Annotated in this window: 17 protein-coding genes; 10 read left to right on the top strand and 7 right to left on the bottom strand. The window is 60.5% G+C overall.

Annotated features, from left to right (window positions below; all coding sequences use genetic code 11):
- The first annotated feature begins 7 nt into the window (after nucleotides 1-7).
- From bioF to ACYAR8_RS06325, 10 genes are all read left to right on the top strand, one after another.
- The gene (gene bioF, locus ACYAR8_RS06370) at nucleotides 8-1,198 is read left to right on the top strand and encodes an 8-amino-7-oxononanoate synthase (RefSeq protein ID WP_463579396.1); all 1,191 of its coding nucleotides are present in this window, start codon (nucleotides 8-10) and stop codon (nucleotides 1,196-1,198) included.
- Nucleotides 1,191-1,922, top strand: coding sequence for an alpha/beta fold hydrolase (locus ACYAR8_RS06365; protein ID WP_463579395.1), 732 nt, complete (start codon nucleotides 1,191-1,193; stop codon nucleotides 1,920-1,922). Before bioF ends, ACYAR8_RS06365 begins: the two co-directional genes overlap by 8 nt.
- Nucleotides 1,915-2,775 (top strand): malonyl-ACP O-methyltransferase BioC, encoded by an 861-nt coding sequence (gene bioC, locus ACYAR8_RS06360; RefSeq protein ID WP_463579394.1) that lies wholly within the window; start codon nucleotides 1,915-1,917, stop codon nucleotides 2,773-2,775. Before ACYAR8_RS06365 ends, bioC begins: the two co-directional genes overlap by 8 nt.
- A gap of 87 nt (nucleotides 2,776-2,862) precedes the next feature.
- The gene (bioD, locus tag ACYAR8_RS06355) at nucleotides 2,863-3,543 is read left to right on the top strand and encodes a dethiobiotin synthase (RefSeq protein ID WP_463579393.1); all 681 of its coding nucleotides are present in this window, start codon (nucleotides 2,863-2,865) and stop codon (nucleotides 3,541-3,543) included.
- 124 nt (nucleotides 3,544-3,667) lie between these two features.
- Nucleotides 3,668-3,964, top strand: coding sequence for a pyrroloquinoline quinone biosynthesis protein PqqE (locus tag ACYAR8_RS06350; protein WP_065991303.1), 297 nt, complete (start codon nucleotides 3,668-3,670; stop codon nucleotides 3,962-3,964).
- 351 nt (nucleotides 3,965-4,315) lie between these two features.
- On the top strand, nucleotides 4,316-6,121 hold the full coding sequence (locus ACYAR8_RS06345) for a phenylacyl-CoA dehydrogenase (protein ID WP_108121105.1): 1,806 nt from the start codon (nucleotides 4,316-4,318) through the stop codon (nucleotides 6,119-6,121).
- A 178-nt stretch (nucleotides 6,122-6,299) separates the two neighbouring features.
- The gene (locus ACYAR8_RS06340; RefSeq protein ID WP_108121106.1) at nucleotides 6,300-7,595 is read left to right on the top strand and encodes a GGDEF domain-containing protein; all 1,296 of its coding nucleotides are present in this window, start codon (nucleotides 6,300-6,302) and stop codon (nucleotides 7,593-7,595) included.
- Between the two features lie 223 nt (nucleotides 7,596-7,818).
- Nucleotides 7,819-9,597, top strand: a complete 1,779-nt coding sequence (locus ACYAR8_RS06335) for an acyl-CoA dehydrogenase C-terminal domain-containing protein (RefSeq protein ID WP_463579392.1) — start codon at nucleotides 7,819-7,821, stop codon at nucleotides 9,595-9,597.
- 372 nt (nucleotides 9,598-9,969) lie between these two features.
- Complete coding sequence (locus tag ACYAR8_RS06330; RefSeq protein ID WP_037019089.1) at nucleotides 9,970-10,131, top strand: YqaE/Pmp3 family membrane protein; 162 nt, start codon at nucleotides 9,970-9,972, stop codon at nucleotides 10,129-10,131.
- Nucleotides 10,132-10,216: 85 nt separating this feature from the next.
- Nucleotides 10,217-11,083: a DMT family transporter gene (locus ACYAR8_RS06325; RefSeq protein WP_463579391.1), complete on the top strand. Its 867-nt coding sequence runs from the start codon at nucleotides 10,217-10,219 to the stop codon at nucleotides 11,081-11,083.
- Nucleotides 11,084-11,309: 226 nt separating this feature from the next.
- On the opposite strand, the gene ACYAR8_RS06320 is transcribed toward ACYAR8_RS06325, so the two are convergent.
- From ACYAR8_RS06320 to pqqF, 7 genes are all read right to left on the bottom strand, one after another.
- Nucleotides 11,310-13,136: a S9 family peptidase gene (locus tag ACYAR8_RS06320; protein WP_463579390.1), complete on the bottom strand. Its 1,827-nt coding sequence runs from the start codon at nucleotides 13,134-13,136 to the stop codon at nucleotides 11,310-11,312.
- The gene (pqqE, locus tag ACYAR8_RS06315) at nucleotides 13,102-14,316 is read right to left on the bottom strand and encodes a pyrroloquinoline quinone biosynthesis protein PqqE (RefSeq protein ID WP_463579389.1); all 1,215 of its coding nucleotides are present in this window, start codon (nucleotides 14,314-14,316) and stop codon (nucleotides 13,102-13,104) included. The genes ACYAR8_RS06320 and pqqE overlap by 35 nt, the downstream gene beginning before the upstream one ends.
- Entirely contained in the window at nucleotides 14,261-14,536 is a 276-nt protein-coding gene (pqqD, locus tag ACYAR8_RS06310; protein WP_463579388.1) for a pyrroloquinoline quinone biosynthesis peptide chaperone PqqD, read from the bottom strand. Before pqqD ends, pqqE begins: the two co-directional genes overlap by 56 nt.
- Nucleotides 14,533-15,288, bottom strand: a complete 756-nt coding sequence (gene pqqC, locus ACYAR8_RS06305) for a pyrroloquinoline-quinone synthase PqqC (RefSeq protein ID WP_463579414.1) — start codon at nucleotides 15,286-15,288, stop codon at nucleotides 14,533-14,535. The genes pqqD and pqqC overlap by 4 nt, the downstream gene beginning before the upstream one ends.
- 149 nt (nucleotides 15,289-15,437) lie before the next feature.
- Nucleotides 15,438-16,349 (bottom strand): pyrroloquinoline quinone biosynthesis protein PqqB, encoded by a 912-nt coding sequence (pqqB, locus tag ACYAR8_RS06300; RefSeq protein ID WP_463579387.1) that lies wholly within the window; start codon nucleotides 16,347-16,349, stop codon nucleotides 15,438-15,440.
- Between the two features lie 94 nt (nucleotides 16,350-16,443).
- Entirely contained in the window at nucleotides 16,444-16,515 is a 72-nt protein-coding gene (pqqA, locus tag ACYAR8_RS06295) for a pyrroloquinoline quinone precursor peptide PqqA (protein WP_008365141.1), read from the bottom strand.
- A 167-nt stretch (nucleotides 16,516-16,682) separates the two neighbouring features.
- On the bottom strand, nucleotides 16,683-19,067 hold the full coding sequence (gene pqqF, locus ACYAR8_RS06290) for a pyrroloquinoline quinone biosynthesis protein PqqF (RefSeq protein ID WP_463579386.1): 2,385 nt from the start codon (nucleotides 19,065-19,067) through the stop codon (nucleotides 16,683-16,685).
- Nucleotides 19,068-19,111: the final 44 nt, after the last annotated feature.

The following is a 19,111-nucleotide window of genomic DNA, read 5'->3' as shown; positions in this document are numbered from 1 at the left end:
GGCCTGCATGTCCTTTGATCTGAACGCACGTCTCGCTGCCCGTCGTGCCGAGCACCTTTATCGTCAGCGGCCCCTGCTGGAAAGCCCGCAGGGCCCTGAAGTGATTGTCGACGGCAAGCCGCTGCTGGCGTTCTGCAACAACGATTACATGGGGCTCGCGAGTCATCCCGAGGTCATCGCGGCGTGGCAAGCCGGCGCCGAACGTTGGGGCGTCGGCGGTGGTGCCTCGCATTTGGTGATTGGCCACAGCACGCCCCATCACGCCCTCGAAGAAGCCCTCGCCGAGTTCACCGGGCGGCCCCGCGCGCTGTTGTTTTCCAACGGCTACATGGCCAACCTCGGCACGGTCACAGCGTTGGTGGGGCAGGGCGACACGGTGCTGGAAGATCGCCTCAATCATGCTTCGTTGCTCGACGCCGGCCTGCTCAGCGGCGCGCGTTTTTCCCGGTACCTGCACAACGATTGCAACAGCCTCGCCAGCCGTTTGGACAAGGCAGTGGGGGACACCCTGGTGGTGACCGACGGCGTGTTCAGCATGGACGGCGATGTCGCTGATCTACCCGCGCTGGCCAAGGCGGCGAAAGCCAAAAACGCATGGCTGATGGTCGACGATGCCCACGGTTTCGGCCCGCTGGGGGCGAGTGGCGCAGGCATCGTCGAGCACTTCGGCCTTGGCATCGATGACGTCCCGGTGCTGATCGGCACCCTGGGTAAGTCCTTCGGTACAGCGGGCGCATTTGTTGCGGGCAGCGAAGAGTTGATCGAAACGCTGATCCAGTTCGCCCGCCCCTACATCTACACCACCAGTCAGCCGCCGGCGCTGGCCTGCGCGACGCTGAAAAGCCTCGAACTGCTGCGCACCGAACACTGGCGACGGGAGCACCTGACGGCACTGATCAAACAGTTCCGCGCCGGCGCTCAAGCCCTCGGCCTGGAATTGATGGACAGCTTTACGCCCATCCAGCCGATCCTGATCGGCGACAGCGGGCGCGCGTTGCGGCTCTCGCAATTGCTGCGAGAACGCGGCGTGATGGTCACCGCCATTCGACCGCCGACGGTGCCTGCGGGCAGCGCGCGTTTACGCGTGACACTGTCCGCCGCCCACAGCGAGGCGCAGGTGCAGCTATTGTTGCAGGCACTGGAGCAGTGTTATCCGCTGCTGGGCGTAGACGAATCTTCGGAGCTGGACCATGCGTGATCAGTTGATCCTGTTGCCGGGCTGGGGCCTTGGTGTTTCTCCTCTTGAACCGCTGGCCGCAGCGCTGCGAGGGCTCGACGAACATTTGCGGGTCGTGATCGAGCCGTTGCCGGACATGGACACCGACAACCTCGACGACTGGCTCGATGAGCTGGATTCGACATTGCCCGACAACGTCTGGCTGGGCGGCTGGTCGCTGGGCGGCATGCTGGCTACCGAACTGGCTGCGCGCAGGGGCGAGCGCTGCTGCGGACTGGCGACGTTCGCCAGCAACGTCTGCTTCGTGGCCCGCAGCGAGTGGCCCAACGCGATGCCACAAACGGATTTCGACGCGTTCATTGCCGGTTGCAAAGCCGATCCGGACGCCACGCTCAAGCGCTTCAGTCTGTTGTGCGTACAAGGTGCCGAGGAGCCGCGGGCGTTGTCGAGACAGCTCAAAGCGTGCGCACCCCACGGCACCAGCGCCGGCTTGATCGAAGGCCTGAAGCTACTTGAGCAAATGGACACGCGCAAAGCGCTGCAAGCGTTTCGCGGCCCGCAACTGCACCTGTTTGGCGGTCTTGATGCGTTGGTACCGGCGGAGGCGTCGGCGGACCTGCTTACGCTCCAGCCTGATATCGAAGTGGGCGTGATTGAGCAGGCCAGTCACGCCTTTATTCTGGAAAACCCGCACGGCGTCGCCGCTGCAGTTCATGCGTTTTTACACGAGTCTGGTGATGACTGATCTTTCCCACTGCGCGGTGCTGAAAGCCGTGAAACAGCAACAGGTTAATGGGCAACAGGCACTGCCGGACAAGCGTCAGGTGGCGGCGTCCTTCTCGAAGGCGGCGGTCAGCTACGACAGCGTGGCCGACTTGCAGCGCGCTGTTGGCACCGAATTGATGGCGCGACTGCCGGCTCAGATGCCGAAGACGGCGCCATCCCGCTGGCTTGACCTGGGCAGTGGCACTGGCTGTTTCAGCCGCACGCTGGCGCAGATGTTTCCGCAAAGCGAAGGCGTTGCGCTCGACCTCGCCGAAGGCATGCTGCGTTATGCACGTCCTCTAGGGGGAGCCACTCATTACGTAACAGGCGACGCGGAGAACCTGCCGCTGGGCGACGCGAGCATTGATCTGATGTTCTCCAGCCTGGCGGTGCAATGGTGCCCGGACTTTTCCGCGGTACTGAGCGAAGCGGGTCGCGTGCTGAAGCCGGGCGGCGTGTTTGCGTTTGCCAGCCTCTGCGTCGGAACTCTGTTTGAATTGCGCGACAGCTGGCAGGCAGTGGATGGGATGGTCCACGTCAACCGCTTCCGCGAGTTCGAGGCGTATCAACGCCTCTGCGCTGTCAGCGGTTTAAATATGCTTAGCCTCAAAGTGCTGCCTCATGTGCTGCACTATCCCGACGTGCGCAGCCTGACCCATGAACTCAAGGCGCTCGGCGCGCACAATATCAATCCGGGTCGACCCGGCGGTCTGACCGGGCGTGCCAGGATTCAGGCCTTAATAGAGGCATACGAAAGGTTTCGTCAGGAAAAAGGCCTGCCGGCCACGTATCAGGTGGTGTACGCCATCCTCGTGAAGCCTGACATTGATTAAAGAATGATCTATTTAGTCAGCGCCCGTCACACGGACGCTATAGTAAGCAGGCAATAGTTTGAAATTTCTCAATGGATGGTCGCCACGATGAGCGCTGCGTATTTCATCACGGGAACCGATACCGACGTCGGCAAGACCACTATAGCCACGGGGCTTTTGTACGCGGCGCGGCAGTCGGGGTTGAGCACGGCGGCGGGTAAGCCGGTGGCTTCCGGTTGCGATGTAAAACCCAAGGGGCTGCGTAACTCGGACGCCGTCGCCTTGCGCGCCGAATGCTCGATTCAGCTGACTTACAACGAGGTCAATCCGGTGGCCTTCGAGCCGGCGATCGCACCCCATCTGGCCGCACGGGAAGCGGGAGTCGCCCTGACCGTGCAGTCCCTGCTCGGGCCGATGCAGCACATCCTCGACAAGCAGGCTGACTTCACTCTGATCGAAGGTGCCGGCGGCTGGCGCGTTCCCTTGGCCGATCAGGCCAATCTGTCCGATCTGGCAATCGCGCTGAAGTTGCCGGTGATTCTGGTGGTGGGCGTGCGCCTGGGCTGTATCAGCCATGCGTTGCTGTCAGCCGAAGCGATCGCTAACGACGGTCTGCCACTGGCGGGCTGGGTAGCGAATATCATTGATCCCAAAACGTCACGGCTTGAAGAAAACCTTGCCACGCTTGCAGAGCGTCTGCCGGCGCCTTGCCTGGGTCGAGTGCCGTTCATGAAGAAGGCGACGGCGGAAATGATTGCCGAGCATCTGCATCTTGAGTTGCTGGATTAACCGTTAGGGCGTCGCCGAGTGTGAGGCGCGTCACAAGGCGCAATGCCACTAGTCGCATGGCAGAGTAATCCGCGCGCTTTGCTGCTTTAATCACGCTGTTCGCTATGAACAGAGGATCGTGCTCATGCAAATCTCGCTGAATAACACGCTGTACCCGGGCCTCAGCGCCATGCAGGTCGGGCAGAACCGTGTCGATCAGGCTGCGACGCAACTGGCCAGTCCCGCCACCGAGGTGTCTGGACGCAGTCAGTCTTCGGATTTCCAGCTTGAGCGCCTCCGCTCTGTGGATCGTCCGCAACGTTCCGACATGGCCACCAATGTGGTGGAACTGACCCAAGGCCGGATTCAAGTCCAGGCTGGCGTCAAAGTCGAAAAAGCCAGCGATGAAATGCTCGGTACGCTGATCGACACTTTCGCCTGATCCTCCTCCGCTTCGTGGGCTGCGGCGCACGTCGCTGGATGCTGCCCCTCTCCTGAATAACCCCTCATTCACGTGCCCATTCCCTGGGCGTTTTCGCGTTTTTTTCATCCCGACGTTTTCTAGACTCAACGCTGCGGTCTCAACCGCCTGGCGTCGCAACCGCACGCCTGCGGTTTGCCCGCGTCAGGTGATGAAAGGTGCAGGGGGTCGCTTGACAAGGTATAGGCGTAAACGTATGTTTCAAACACCTGTTTGATCGTCGCGTGATCCCAAACGTCGGCGCCGGGGCAACGCCCCACAGTGACCACACGGTCATCCAATTCCAGGATTCACCAGCAGAGGTTTATCGCTATGCCTGACTACAAGGCCCCCTTGCGTGATATTCGCTTCGTCCGTGACGAGCTGCTCGGCTACGAAGCGCACTATCAGAGTCTGCCAGCATGCCAGGACGCCACGCCTGACATGGTTGACGCCATTCTCGAGGAAGGCGCCAAGTTTTGTGAGCAGGTCCTGGCCCCGCTGAACCGTGTGGGTGACACCGAAGGCTGCACCTGGAGCGAGTCCGGCGTAAAAACGCCGACCGGCTTCAAGGAAGCCTACAAGCAGTTCGTTGAAGGCGGCTGGCCGAGCCTGGCCCACGACGTCGCCCATGGCGGTCAGGGCCTGCCCGAGTCGCTGGGTCTGGCGGTCAGTGAAATGGTCGGCGAAGCCAACTGGTCGTGGGGCATGTACCCGGGCCTGTCCCATGGCGCGATGAACACCATCTCCGAGCACGGCACCCCTGAACAGCAGGACGCCTACCTGACCAAACTGGTTTCGGGTGAGTGGACCGGCACCATGTGCCTGACCGAACCTCACTGCGGCACCGACCTGGGCATGCTGCGCACCAAGGCCGAGCCTCAGGCTGACGGATCGTACAAAGTGTCCGGCACCAAGATCTTCATTTCCGCTGGCGAACACGACATGGCCGATAACATCGTCCACATCGTGCTGGCCCGCCTGCCCGACGCGCCTGCCGGCACCAAAGGCATTTCGCTGTTCATCGTGCCGAAATTCGTGCCGGCCGCTGATGGCAGCGTCGGCGAGCGCAACGCTGTGAATTGCGGTTCGCTGGAACACAAGATGGGCATTCATGGCAACGCCACCTGCGTGATGAACTTCGACGGCGCCACCGGTTTCCTGATCGGCCCGGCGAACAAGGGCCTGAACTGCATGTTCACGTTCATGAACACCGCGCGTCTGGGAACGGCGCTGCAAGGTCTGGCCCACGCCGAGATCGGTTTCCAGGGCGGCCTGAAATACGCCCGTGAGCGTCTGCAGATGCGTTCGCTGACTGGACCCAAAGCGCCAGAGAAAGCCGCTGACCCGATCATCGTTCACCCGGACGTACGTCGCATGCTGCTGACCATGAAGGCCTTCGCCGAGGGCACCCGTGCGATGGTGTACTTCACCGCCAAGCAGGTCGACATCGCCAAGTACAGCGACGACGCCGAAGCCAAGAAGCAAGCCGATGCACTGCTGGCGTTCATGACGCCGATCGCCAAGGCGTTCATGACCGAAGTCGGTTTCGAATCCGCCAACCACGGCGTGCAGGTCTATGGCGGCCACGGCTTCATCGCCGAGTGGGGCATGGAGCAGAACGTTCGCGACGCCCGTATTGCCATGCTGTACGAAGGCACCACGGGTATTCAGGCGCTCGACCTGCTGGGTCGTAAAGTGCTGATGACTCAAGGCGAGGCGCTCAAGGGCTTTACCAAGATCGTCCACAAGTTCTGCCAGGCGCAGGAAGGCAATGAAGCAATCAGCGAATTCGTGACACCGCTCGCTGCGCTGAACAAAGAATGGGGCGAACTGACCATGAAGGTCGGCATGGCCGCCATGAAAGACCGTGAAGAAGTCGGTGCCGCCTCGGTGGATTACCTGATGTATTCCGGTTATGCGTGCCTTGCGTACTTCTGGGCTGACATGGCCCGTGTTGCAGCCGAGAAACTGGCAGCCGGCACCAGCGAAGAAGCCTTCTACACCGCCAAGCTGCAGACGGCGCGCTTCTACTTCCAGCGCATCCTGCCGCGTACCCGTACTCACGTGGCAACCATGCTGTCGGGCGCGAGCAACCTGATGGACATGAACGAAGAGCACTTCGGCCTCGCTTACTGAGCCACCCGAAGGGTTTTCCTCAAAGCCGCTTGTCCTCCGGGACAAGCGGCTTTTTTGTGCCTGACCGATTTTGCCTCAAGGCCAGGCACATTCTTCCTCATCCTATGCAGGACGCGGCCGATACAGGCACAATGCCATTTAATCAGCACTCACTTCATCCGGTGAGGAGATAGCCCTTTTGCTGCGCCCTTCTGCCGCACGGCTCAGTCATTTTTTACCCTCTCTGGCCTTGCTGATTGCCGGACTGGCGGCTGCGTACGTGAAAGACCTCAACGTCTTTTTTACCTCACTCTTCAACGTACTGCCCACTCTGGTGCTGTTGCTGGGCGGTGCGTATTGCGGTGTGTACAAGCGACAGCGTGAGCTGTTCCTGATGATCACTGTGTACATCGCCTATTTCCTGCTCGACACACAGACCGACTACTACCGCGATAACGGAAAAGTCCGAGAGGATGCCGCCGTGGTGTTCCACCTGTGTTGCCTCTTGCTGCCAGTCCTGTTCGGGCTGTACGCGGCGTGGGAAGAGCGGACCCATCTGTTTCAGGACCTGGTTGCACGGTTGGCCGTTCTGGTGGCAGTCGGCAGCGTCGCGCTAGGTCTCGAACAGAGCTTTCCCGCCGGGCTGCTGGCCTGGCTCGCCGACATCCGCTGGCCGGCGTTGCACGGGGAATGGATGAGCCTGATCCAGCTGTCCTACGTGACGTTTTTAATCGCCTTTGCCGCGTTGATCACCCAGTACCTCTATAAGCCGCGGCCGCTGCATGCGGCCCAATTGGTGGGATTGCTCGGGATGTTCTGGGCGTTACCGAAAACCTTCATCCTGCCGTTCACCCTGAACATCATGTGCAGCCAGGTGATGTTGATGATTGCGGCGGCAGTCGCCCACGAGGCCTATCAAATGGCCTTCCGTGACGAACTGACCGGGCTGCCAGGTCGACGTGCGCTGAATGAGCGGATGCAGCGACTGGGCCGCAATTATGTGCTGGCGATGAGCGACGTCGATCATTTCAAGAAATTCAACGACACCCATGGCCACGATGTTGGCGACCAGGTGCTGCGTCTGGTGGCGAGCAAGCTGTCGAAGATCACCAATGGCGGCGGGCGCGCCTATCGCTATGGCGGTGAAGAGTTCGCCATCGTGTTTGCCGGCAAGACCCTCGAAGAGTGCATGCCGCATCTTGAGGTCATTCGCGAAACCATCGCCAGTTATCAGATTCACCTGCGCAATCAGGATAATCGTCCAAACGATGACTTGCAGGGGCGCCAGCGCCGGGCGGGCTCTCAGGCATCAACGGTGTCGGTGACCGTGAGCATCGGCGTGGCCGAGCGTCTGCCGGAGCACCGCAATCCGGAAGAAGTCCTTAAATCCGCCGATCAGGCGCTGTATGCCGCCAAAGGCGCCGGGCGTAACTGCGTCATCAGTCACTTGCAGACCAGCAAGCGTGGCGCTGTGCGGATGGCCGCTGCCGGCTAAAACGTACTCTTTTCATTCTGTAAGCAAGCGCACTCGGAGTCGTGGGAGGGCATTGGTCTGACTGTTGCTCGGTTGTGACCAGATAACTATTCATAGTCACGTGTTGACCCTATGTGTCGCAAATGGTGTTGCTGTACACTCGTTTCACTGATATCCCAGCGCCGCATTGTCACTGCAGCGTTGCTCTTCCCTTGAGTTCTCTGCCGCTGAAACGAGGTTTGCCATGGCTGACTACAAAGCGCCCCTGCGCGATATGCGCTTCGTCCTCAATGAAGTGTTCGAAGTCTCCCGACTTTGGGCCACGCTGCCCGAATTGTCCGAAACCGTGGACGCCGAGACCGTCGAGGCGATTCTCGAAGAGGCGGGCAAAGTCACTGGCAGATCCGTTGCACCCCTGAGCCGCGCGGCAGATGAAGAAGGCTGCCACTGGAAAGACACCGTTGTTACCACCCCGGCAGGCTTCGTTCAGGCCTACAAAACGTACGCTGAAGGTGGTTGGGTTGGCGTCGGCGGTAACCCGGAATTCGGCGGCATGGGCATGCCCAAGGCGGTGTCTGCTCAGGTCGAAGAGATGGTCAATTCCGCAAGTCTGGCATTCGGGCTGTACCCGATGCTGACGTCCGGCGCCTGCGTTTCGATCAACAACCACGCCAGTGAAGCGTTGAAGACCAAATACCTGCCGAACATGTACGCCGGGGTATGGGCCGGTTCGATGTGCCTGACCGAAGCCCACGCAGGCACCGACCTGGGGATTATCCGCACGAAAGCGGAGCCCCAGACTGACGGGTCCTACAAGATCAGCGGCACGAAAATCTTCATCACCGGCGGCGAACACGACCTCACCGAGAACATCATCCATCTCGTATTGGCCAAGCTGCCTGACGCACCGGCAGGCCCGAAGGGCATTTCGCTGTTCCTCGTGCCGAAGATCATGGTCAATGACGATGGCAGTCTCGGTGAGCGCAACACGGTGTTCTGCGGGTCCATCGAACACAAGATGGGCATTCAGGCCTCGGCCACCTGCGTGATGAATTTCGATCAGGCCGCAGGCTATCTGATCGGCGAGCCTAATAAAGGCCTCGCGGCGATGTTCACCATGATGAATTACGAGCGTCTGGGCGTCGGCATTCAGGGCCTGGCGTCCGGCGAGCGTTCGTATCAGAACGCGATCGAGTACGCCCGAGACCGACTGCAAAGCCGGGCTCCGACGGGCGCGCAGTCCAAAGACACCATCGCTGACCCGATCATCGTTCACCCCGATGTGCGTCGCATGCTGCTGACCATGAAGGCGCTGAACGAAGGCGGTCGTGCGTTCTCCACGTACGTGGCGATGCAACTGGACACCGCCAAGTACAGCGAAGACGCCAACGTACGTCAGCGCGCCGATGCGTTGGTGGCGCTGCTGACGCCCGTTGCCAAGGCCTTCCTCACCGACATGGGCCTGGATACCACCGTGCACGGTCAGCAGGTCTTCGGCGGTCACGGCTACATTCGCGAGTGGGGTCAGGAGCAACTGGTGCGTGACGTGCGCATCACTCAGATCTACGAAGGCACCAACGGCATTCAGGCACTGGACTTGATGGGCCGTAAGGTGGTCGCCAGTGGTGGGGCTTACTACAAGCTGTTCTCCGACGAAATCCATCAATTCATCGCTTCGTCTGACAGCTCGCAGGCGGAATTCACCAAGCCGTTGGCTGCAGCCCTGACCACACTGGACGAATTGACCGACTGGGTACTGGATCGGGCTCGCAGCAACCCGAATGAAATCGGTGCTGCGTCCGTCGAGTATCTGCATGCATTCGGATACACGGCCTACGCCTACATGTGGGCGATGATGGCAAAAGCGGCGTGGGGCAAAGAATCTCAGGAAGATTTCTATGCCGGCAAGCTGGGCACTGCGCGTTTCTACTTCGCGCGTCTGCTGCCACGGATTCAGTCACTTTCGGCGTCTGTTAAGGCTGGCAGCGAGTCACTGTATCTGTTGGAGGCGTCACAGTTCTGACACTGGGAAATGCATGTAAGCATTTGCTTACATGACGTGATGGCAATCGGCTCTATCGCTTCAGTGGATCCAAGTTTAATCTACTCACATGGACGTAGCGCAGGACGCGCAACAGATAACAGGGACACGTAAGGGATTGCCTGCCAGGATGGCGGGAAGAAATGGAAGTCATGGGAAACAGTCTGGAAAACCTCGCTTAGGCGGGGTTTTCTTTTTTCTGCATTCCGGAAAAGTGCAACGCCGTCGGCCGTTTCGCTTTATGCAGCTTCGACAAGGCAATGGCGTGATGACAGGCGCTGCGGAACCCCTGTAACGGCCCAAGGTCGATTAGCTGTGCGGCCCCCATTGGGCCATTGATCAGGAGCTCCACCCATGGACATCATTCGCATCATCATCGCCATCCTGCTGCCACCCCTGGGCGTGTTCCTGCAAGTCGGCTTCGCCGGCGCCTTCTGGCTGAATATTCTGCTGACGCTGCTGGGTTACATCCCGGGGATCATCCATGCGATCTACATCATTGTCAGTCGCAAGTAACCTGATCCGTTAAACACTGCGCTTCCTGTCTCAGGCCAGCTGACATAGAGTCCGACGTCGGACTTTATGATCGGGAAGGTCAGGGATGGACGTTGTTTTGGGATTACTCGCCGCTCTGTTCTGGGGCGGCACAGATTTTCTGGTAGGGCTCAACGCCCGTGCGGTAGGGGTCAAACGAGCGGTTTATTTTGGTCAGGCGCTTGGCTTTCTGATCATGTGCGTGCTCTTGCTGTGCTATCCGGCCTTCATCTCCAAATCATTCTCTGCGCCTTGGCACACGTGGCTTCTGGGTGTACTCGCCTCGATTTTCACGGTGAGTGGCGCCCTGGCGTTATCCAAGGCGTTCTCGCTCGGCAAAGCTTCAATTGTGGCTCCACTGGTAACGTCTTACGGCGTCTTCACCACGTTGTTGTCGTGGGCGAGCGGCGAGCAGATATCAATGACGCAGTTGCTGTTGATTGCCTTGTGCGTGCTGGGAGTCGTTCTATCCAGCATCACATCAGGTGATGATTCCGCGGCGAAAAAGCACAATCGCCAAGCGATTGTTTACGCACTGGGCGCCGCCTTGTTGTACGGATCGAGTTTCTGGATGCAAGGCCGTTACGCGTTGCCAGCACTGGGCCCCGTCACGATGCTCTGGCTGGGGTATCTGGTCGGCCTCGCCGTTTTATCGCCGATGATTTTGCGAATGAAAGACGCCCTTAAGCTCCCGCCTGCACGCACCGGGGCAACCCTTTTAGCCGCGAGCCTGCTGAATCTGGGTGGGTTCTCTGCGTTCTCGTATGGCGCGATGGTGGGATCGATTTCCGTAGTCACCGTCATCAGCACCCTGTCAGGCGGTATCGCCGCAGTGTTTGGCTTCCTGTTCCTCAAAGAGCGGCTCAGCGCCGTCCAGGTCTGCGGGGTAGGACTGGTGTTGATCGGTGCGGTGGCGCTGCACGTGTATGGATGACTGAATGTGTTAGTTGTTTCAGAGGGGCCGCAGGTTCAAATCAAACAGGGCAGCATCTTTGGCCCGCTGGTAATTCCAGGGCCAAATGCAATGTGCGGAGCCGGGTTGCTGGCGAATGCGTCATGTAAGACGCCGCAGTGTCGCCTGGACACGCGATTCGCCAGCAAGCCGGCTCCTACGGATTTCGGGCCGCCATTAACACTTGGGACGGCAAATGCCCGACACCTCAACCATCAATCACCTTGCGGTAGAACGCCCACTCGGTTTCCAGTGCATGGGCCAGGTTGGCGGCTTTGCGGAAGCCGTGGCGTTCGTCAGGGTAGAAATGCCCTTCCGCCGGGATGCCGTTTTCCACTAACGCATTGAGCATGTCGCGGGTCTGGGCGGGGACGACCACGGCGTCGAGTTCGCCCTGAAAGAAGATCACCGGGACTTTGATCTGGTCGGCATGCAGCAGCGGCGTGCGCTCACGGTAGCGCGCCATGTCGACGTCGGGGTCACCGATCAGCCAGTCCAGATAATCCGCCTCGAACTTGTGCGTGGCTTCCGCCAGCGCCAGCGGGTCGCTGACTCCGTAAAGGCTTGCCCCTGCGCGGAACACATCCTTGAATGCCAGTGCGCACAGCGTCGTGTAGCCACCTGCACTGCCGCCTCGGATGAACGCATTTGCCGGATTGATCAGGCCCTGATTGCCCAGGTATTCAACCACTGCACAGGCGTCTTCGACATCGACGACGCCCCATTCCAGAAACAGTGCCTGGCGATAGGCGCGGCCATAACCGGTGCTGCCGCGATAGTTGAGGTCAGCGACGGCGAAGCCCCGCTGCGTCCAGAACTGAATGCGCGGGTCCAGCGCGGGGTAACAGGCGGAAGTGGGCCCACCATGGATAAACACCACCAGCGGCGGCTTTTCATCGCCATTCATGGCTGGATAGAAATACCCGTGGGCTTCGCTGGAACCGCTCGGGTAGCGCAAGGTTTGCGGCTGGCTGATGCGCTCGACGGGAAGCGGGCTGACGCCACCGGCCAATACCTGAACGCGCTTGTCAGTGCGGCTGATGGCAATCACCGCAGAGGGGCTGACGGACGAGGCCGCGATGCAATAGATATAGTTCGCGTCAACCGCCAGGCTTCTGAAACGGCTGTAATCGCCGCTGAAATCGTCAACTGAACCCTGCGCCGAGCGCACGCCGAGGAGGCCTTTACCGTCCTCGAACCAGGCGGCGAGGTACGCGCCGTCTTTCAGCGGCGCCCAGGTCGACGCACCCAGCTGCCACGGCGCTGAGGCATGATCGGCAGTGGCGGTGGGCAGTGCTTCAAAGCCATCCAGCGTCTCTACCCACGGCTGCCAGAATCCGGCGCGGTCGGTCAGGGAATACAAGCGGCCCGCCTCATCAAAGCGGGGTTGCTGCAGCGACTCCAGCCCCAGCCCGCCCGCGAGACAGTGCGGCCGGCCCCACGCGAGATCGGCCTGGCGTTCGACGCTCATCAGTCGGGTGGACGTCCACGGCTGGTGGGGCCGCCACCACTCTATCCAGACCAGGCGATTGCCATCCGGGCTGACGGTGGGAGATGCATAGAAATCGGCGCCTTCGGCCAGCACATGGCGGCGGCCGTCGGCGACGTCGATCGCGACCAGCCGATGGGTGTCCTTATCCTCCTCGACCGCCAGAATCTGCCCACGCGCATAGCGGACGTCTCCGAAGAGTTTGTCGCCCTGGGTCAGGGGGTGAGGTGTTTGAGCGTCGAAGGACTGGAGGTAAATCTGCTGGTCCGCTTCGTTGACGAACACCACGGCCTCGTCAGTCAGGCAGAACGACCCGCCGCCGTATTCATACACCCGGCTGCGCACGCTGAAGCCTTCGGGGGTCAGGCAAGCAGTTGCGCCGTGTTGCCAGCGCCAGATGCGTGTGGCGGCATCCTGCGGGCGGAATTCACTCCAGAAAAGCCCCGCAGGGCTGACAGCGAGTTCGGCGAAATCGGTGCCTGCCGCCACAGCCTGGGCGGCAGAAAGGAGGTCAGGACTTGGCGATGAGGCGTGAGTTTCGTTCATTGCGGAAGGCCAGTTGCTCGATGGTCTGGCTAGCATACTCGGCTTCATCACGGGCTTGGGTGATCAAGTGATGCTGCGGTGACTTGCTGCACACCGGGTCGGTGTTGCTCGCGTCGCCGGTGAGCATGAACGCCTGACACCGGCAGCCACCGAAGTCCTTTTCCTTCTCGTCGCAGGACCGGCAAGGCTCTGGCATCCACTCGTAACCGCGAAAGCGATTGAAGCCGAACGACTCATACCAGATGTGCTGCATCGTGTGATCGCGCACGTTGGGAAACTGGATCGGCATCTGCCGCGCGCCATGGCAGGGCAGCGCAGTACCATCCGGCGTCACAGTCAGGAACAGATTGCCCCAGCCATTCATGCACGCTTTTGGGCGCTCTTCGTAGTAATCGGGGGTGACGAAGATCAGCTTCACCGGGTGGTTTTCAGCGGCGAGCTTGACGCGGTACTCGTTGGTGATGCGCTCGGCGCGCACAAGTTGGTCTTTGGTCGGCAACAAGCCAACGCGGTTCAGGTGCGCCCAGCCATAGAACTGACAGGTCGCCAGTTCCACGAAGTCCGCTTCCAGCGCCACGCAGAGCTCGATGATCTTGTCGATCTTGTCGATGTTATGCCGGTGGGTCACGAAGTTGAGGACCATCGGGTAGCCATGCTTTTTCACGGCGCGGGCCATTTCCAGTTTCTGCGCGAAGGCTTTTTTCGAGCCGGCGAGCATGTTGTTCACTTGCTCGTCGCTGGCCTGGAAACTGATCTGGATGTGGTCCAGCCCGGCTTCCTTGAAATCGATGATCTTCTGCTCGGTCAGGCCGATGCCGGAGGTGATCAGGTTGGTGTAAAAGCCCAGCCGCCGGGCTTCGGCGATCAGCTCGGCCAGATCCTGACGCACCAGTGGCTCGCCACCTGAAAAGCCGATCTGCGCCGCGCCCATTTGCCGGGCTTCGGCCATGACTTTGAACCACTGCTCGGTGGTCAGCTCCTGCCCCTGCTTGGCAAAATCCAGCGGGTTGGAGCAATACGGGCATTGCAGCGGACAGCGATACGTCAGTTCGGCGAGTAGCCACAACGGCAGCCCGACCGGGGGCGTGGGCGGAATGTAGATGTCGGACGGGGTGTTCACTGAGTCAGGCAAATTCGATCCAGAGTTCTGCACGGGCGACCTCCATGAATTGCTCGACATCAGTGCCGAGCTCGGAAACGCCGGGGAATTTTTCGTCAAGCAGCGCAATGATCCCGCCGACGCTGCGCTGACCATCGATCAGGCCGCCAATCGCGCTCGCGCTCTCGTTGAGCTTGATCATGCCCTCGGGGTAGAGCAGCACGTGACCGTTTTGCGCGGGCTCGAACTGGAAACGATAACCGCGGCGCCAGCTGGGCACCTGCTCACGATTGAAGCTCATAGGGCGATTCCTTTGTGCCAGACGCGTTGGTCGGTCACGCTGTGATAAGGCGGGCGGTTCAGCTCGTACGCCATGCTCATGGCATCAAGCATGCTCCACAAAATATCGAGTTTGAACTGTAGAATTTCCAGCATGCGATCCTGGCCTTCCCGCGTGGTGTAGTGCTGCAGCGTGATCGCCAGACCATGCTCGACGTCGCGGCGCGCCTGACCCAAGCGGGTGCGGAAGTATTCGTAGCCGGTCGGGTCGATCCATGGATAGTGCTGCGGCCAGCTGTCCAGACGCGACTGGTGAATCTGCGGCGCGAACAGCTCGGTCAGCGAACTGCTCGCCGCTTCCTGCCAATTGGCGCGACGGGCGAAATTGACGTAGGCATCGACGGCAAATCGTACGCCGGGCAGGACGAGTTCCTGCGAGCGCAACTGGTCAGGATCCAGGCCCACCGCTTGACCCAGACGCAGCCAGGCTTCGATGCCGCCGTCTTCACCGGGTGCGCCGTCATGATCCAGCAAGCGCTGAATCCACTCGCGGCGAATCTCCCGATCCGGGCAGTTGGCCAGAATCGCAGCGTCCTTCAGCGGGATATTCACCTGATAGTAAAACCGATTGGCGACCCAGCCCTGAATCTGCTCGCGGGTCGCGCGCCCTTCGTACATCGCCACATGGAAGGGATGATAGATGTGGTAATACGCGCCCTTGGCGCGCAGGGCCTGTTCGAATTCAGCGGGGGACAGCGGCGTTGCATCGTTCATGTCGGCAGTTCTCATCAAGAATTTCCGCAGATCCCGTGGGAGTGAGCTTGCTCACGAATGCGATCTGCCTGTGCCGGATCGGCCGGCTGACCTGACGCCTTCGACGCCTTCATGGGCAAGCTCACCCCACAGTCGGTTATTCAGCGTTCTTAAAGCTCGATGCTCATCCCGTCGAACGCCACTTCGACGTTTCGCCGCGCCAGTTCAGCGCGCTCGGGCGAGTCTTCGTCGAGGATCGGGTTGGTGTTGTTGATGTGGATAAGCACCTTGCGCTGTTGCGGCAGCTTTTCCAGTACTTCGAGCATGCCGCCGGGACCGTTTTGCGCCAGATGACCCATCTCCGTTCCGGTGCGGGTGCCGACGCCACGACGCTGCATTTCATCGTCATCCCACATCGTGCCATCGACCAACAGGCAGTCGGCGCCGCTCATTTTCTCCATGAGGGCATCGTCGACTTTGCCCAGGCCCGGCGCGTAGAACAGTTTGCCGCCCGTGCTCAGGTCCTCGACCATCAAGCCGATGTTGTCGCCCGGGTGTGGGTCGAATCGGTGTGGCGAGTAGGGCGGTGCCGCGCTGCGCAGTGGAAATGGTGTGAAGCGCAGATTCGGGCAGGCCGGAATCACAAAGCTGCCTTCCAGCTCGATGCGATTCCAGGCCAGGCCGCCGTTCCAGTGTTTGAGCATGTTGAACAGCGGGAAACCCGTGCTCAAGTCCTCGTGGACCATGTCCGTGCACCAGACTTGATGCGGGCAGCCTTCACGCAGGCTCAGCAGCCCGGTGGTGTGGTCGATCTGGCTGTCCATCAGAATGATCGCGCTGATCCCGGTATCGCGCAGGCCACGATTGGGCTGCATCGGGACGAAACCCTGGAGCTGGGCGCGGATGTCGGGAGAGGCGTTGCACAAGATCCAGTTTACGCCGTCGTCCGACAGCGCGATGGACGACTGGGTGCGCGCGTGGGCCCGCAAGCTGCCATCGCGAAAGCCAGCGCAATTGGCGCAGTTGCAGTTCCACTGAGGGAAACCACCGCCGGCGGCGGAACCGAGAATCTGGATGTGCATGTAAACCCCGTAGCGACGGGCCAGGCCGGCCCTGAAATCAGAATCGCGTTAATAAAAAAGCCCCGGCGAACCGAGGCTTCTCACCGCGCAACAATCAACGGCTTGCGAAGTACATGGTGACTTCAAAGCCGATACGCAGATCAGTGTAAGCAGGTTTAGTCCACATAGTTGACTCCTTCTGGGTTAGTGCAGCGGTGGGTGAGTACATTCGTTAGTGCTCCTGCGAGCGGAGACGTTCAAATGCTTAGGGGGCTATGTTACTAAAATTATCGGAGGGTCAACGATGAAATATCCGATAAAGATCCTTGCACAACGGGCAACGATCAGCTGTTTTCAGCCCACGGCGGGTACGGGCGGGAACGGGCTAGAGCGGTTGGACAGGCAGAGCCGGGCGCTGTCCGGATGCGCCAGCCGATGAGCGGCTTCGAGCAATTCGGCGCGTTGAAGATGTGCAAGGGAATGTTGCAGGCCGGCGCTGTAATCATTGCCGTGGCCGGCCAGGTGCGCTTGCCAGAGCAGATCGGCCGCTTGCGGGTGCTCCATGTCAGCCGTTTCGAGCTGATCCTGCAGGGTTTGTACTTGGGCGGGTAAGTCTGCGGCGTTGATCAATGTCGGCAGACCCTCGATGAAGGTCTCGATATGCGCAACCAGTTGCTCCGCGCTCGCGCTGGGCGATTGCACGCCGAACAACAGACCGCCCTGGCCAGCGATCTGTCGGAAACCACTGAAAACGGCGTAACCCAACTGCAGCTCTACCCGAAGGCGCTGGTAGAACGGCGCCTGCATCAGCTGTGCGAAGAGTCGCCACGTCGCTTCGTCGTGGAGAGAATCGGAGAGTGTCGGGTAGAACATCAGCAGCGCAACTTCGGAAGACTCCGACGCTTCGATTTCCCACCGTGTGCTTGTCGTTCGAGGTGTTGTGCGTGGCGAACCTTCCGGCAGACCGGGGATGAGCCGCATGGCGTGGTTCAACGCATTTCGTGCTGAGGGTGGGAAACCCGTGGCAAGCCCCGTCCAGAGCGCCTCAGCCCAGACGCGCGGCAGATCGTCAGTCTGCTGGGTGACTAAGTCGTTCAAATAATGATCAGCCAAGGTCTTCAGCAGCTGACGTATCGGGATGACGGCCGGTTCATGAGCCGGCGCACCGTAGCGCGTCAGGTTTTGCGCACCTGGCTGCACGATCAGACCCAGCGCCTGTTCCACCACGCAGGGCAGCGGCTCCGCCAAACCGGAAACTTTCAACTGCCAGAACCTGCCGTAGGAGCTGAATGCCAACGAGACTCCCGCTTGACTGGCCTGGGCCATCAGTGGTTTCAGGCTGGCTTCCAGCATCCGTGCAAGCATTGGTTGCGCAGCGACGAGCGTCCACCGAAGGTACAAGGCGGCCTCGCCGTTTGCTGGCAGCGCCTCGCTGAATGTCAGCGCAGGCAGGTGCGAGGTCGGCGCGGTGGCCGGCGTTGCCTGCTTTAGAAAAGGATTGGGTTCGGGCAGCCGCCAATCGACGCTTGAGGTGTCGTACCGCGGGGACCGGGCTTCTGCCTGCAACAGTGTCAACGGCGTTAGTTGGTTCAGCAGCGCATCGACCGCACCTGTTGCAAGCCCCGCCATATCAGGTTCAGCGCTGAAATACCGCGCCAACGACAGTGCACCGCTGACGGCAAGACGCCGCTGTTCCAGCCGCGCGTATTCGTCGAACAACGGGCGGTAATGGGATTTGAAGAAGGCGAGCCAACTGAACACCATTGCTGATACATGAGATGACGCGACAGGTGTCTTCGCGGCCAATGCGATCTCAATGTCGATGACTGCCTGGCCGGCAAACTCATACATGACCTCGGCCTTCAGCGAGTCAATCAAGCCTCGGTCACGCAGCTCCGCCATCAGCCCGCCCGCTTGCGCGTCATTCATCCAGGTGCAGAGAAAGGCTGCGGCCTGTTCCTGCCCTGGCGGTAAACTTTCGCATGCGAAAGTCAGATGCATCCGTCGTTGATCAGGTACCCCGACTGGCTTCGGTGCATCAGTGAGCAGCGCAGGCGGTCGCTGCTGTTCGACACGGCTGCCTTTAGCGAAAAACGCGCCAGAGTGCGCTGCCAGCCCCTCCAGTTCATCCAGCGGCAGAGGCCCCGCGAGGCTCAACGTCATCTGCCCGGCCTGATAAAACCGTCGATAGAAATCCTGCAGCGCATCCTGAAATGCCTGACGCGGAACCGGAAGACTGAAGCGATTCCCTGCATGAAACCCGCGTAGGGGATGCAAGCCCGACAAGGGCTGCAGACGTTTCAGCAGATTACGAGAGGCGTCGTCCCGCGACCAGGCGATGAATTCCGCGTGCAACACCTCTCGCTCCCGCAACTGATCGGGAATCGTCATGCGCGGATGGGCGAGCATTTCGCACAGTCGCTCAAGACCGTCCGGGAACAAGGCGCGCGGCAGTTCGAAGAAAAAGTCACTGGTGCGCGCGCGGGTGCTGGCGTTTACTTGCCCGCCGTGGCGCTGCACGAATGCCATCAGCTTTTCGTCGGCTGCAAAGCGCTCGGTGCCGAGAAAGAACAGGTGCTCGAGAAAATGCGCGAGCCCCGGCCAGCGGGCCGAGACATCATGACTGCCTGCCGCCACCCGCAATGCCGCCGCGCAACGCTTCAATCGTGGGGCCGAAACAAGCACCACGTTCAGGCCGTTGGGCAGGGTCAGGGATCGCTGGCTGATGGGGTTGGGCATGGCGCTTGTTAGGTTTGATGAGTGAGCGGCCATGCTAGCGGATA

The sequence above is a fragment of the Pseudomonas sp. HP_01 genome, assembly GCF_055284355.1.
Note: the sequence above shows the minus strand (reverse complement) of the source record. Positions and strands in the feature narration are given on the sequence as shown.

Excerpts from the sequence above, each read along its gene's own strand:
- bioF (WP_463579396.1), top strand. The coding sequence starts at position 8 with ATGTCCTTTGATCTGAACGCACGTCTCGCTGCCCGTCGTGCCGAGCAC.
- ACYAR8_RS06365 (WP_463579395.1), top strand. The coding sequence starts at position 1,191 with ATGCGTGATCAGTTGATCCTGTTGCCGGGCTGGGGCCTTGGTGTTTCT.
- bioC (WP_463579394.1), top strand. The coding sequence starts at position 1,915 with ATGACTGATCTTTCCCACTGCGCGGTGCTGAAAGCCGTGAAACAGCAA.
- bioD (WP_463579393.1), top strand. The coding sequence starts at position 2,863 with ATGAGCGCTGCGTATTTCATCACGGGAACCGATACCGACGTCGGCAAG.
- ACYAR8_RS06350 (WP_065991303.1), top strand. The coding sequence starts at position 3,668 with ATGCAAATCTCGCTGAATAACACGCTGTACCCGGGCCTCAGCGCCATG.
- ACYAR8_RS06345 (WP_108121105.1), top strand. The coding sequence starts at position 4,316 with ATGCCTGACTACAAGGCCCCCTTGCGTGATATTCGCTTCGTCCGTGAC.
- ACYAR8_RS06335 (WP_463579392.1), top strand. The coding sequence starts at position 7,819 with ATGGCTGACTACAAAGCGCCCCTGCGCGATATGCGCTTCGTCCTCAAT.
- ACYAR8_RS06330 (WP_037019089.1), top strand. The coding sequence starts at position 9,970 with ATGGACATCATTCGCATCATCATCGCCATCCTGCTGCCACCCCTGGGC.
- ACYAR8_RS06325 (WP_463579391.1), top strand. The coding sequence starts at position 10,217 with ATGGACGTTGTTTTGGGATTACTCGCCGCTCTGTTCTGGGGCGGCACA.
- ACYAR8_RS06320 (WP_463579390.1), bottom strand. The coding sequence starts at position 13,136 with ATGAACGAAACTCACGCCTCATCGCCAAGTCCTGACCTCCTTTCTGCC.
- pqqE (WP_463579389.1), bottom strand. The coding sequence starts at position 14,316 with ATGTCGAGCAATTCATGGAGGTCGCCCGTGCAGAACTCTGGATCGAAT.
- pqqD (WP_463579388.1), bottom strand. The coding sequence starts at position 14,536 with ATGAGCTTCAATCGTGAGCAGGTGCCCAGCTGGCGCCGCGGTTATCGT.
- pqqC (WP_463579414.1), bottom strand. The coding sequence starts at position 15,288 with ATGAACGATGCAACGCCGCTGTCCCCCGCTGAATTCGAACAGGCCCTG.
- pqqB (WP_463579387.1), bottom strand. The coding sequence starts at position 16,349 with ATGCACATCCAGATTCTCGGTTCCGCCGCCGGCGGTGGTTTCCCTCAG.
- pqqF (WP_463579386.1), bottom strand. The coding sequence starts at position 19,067 with ATGCCCAACCCCATCAGCCAGCGATCCCTGACCCTGCCCAACGGCCTG.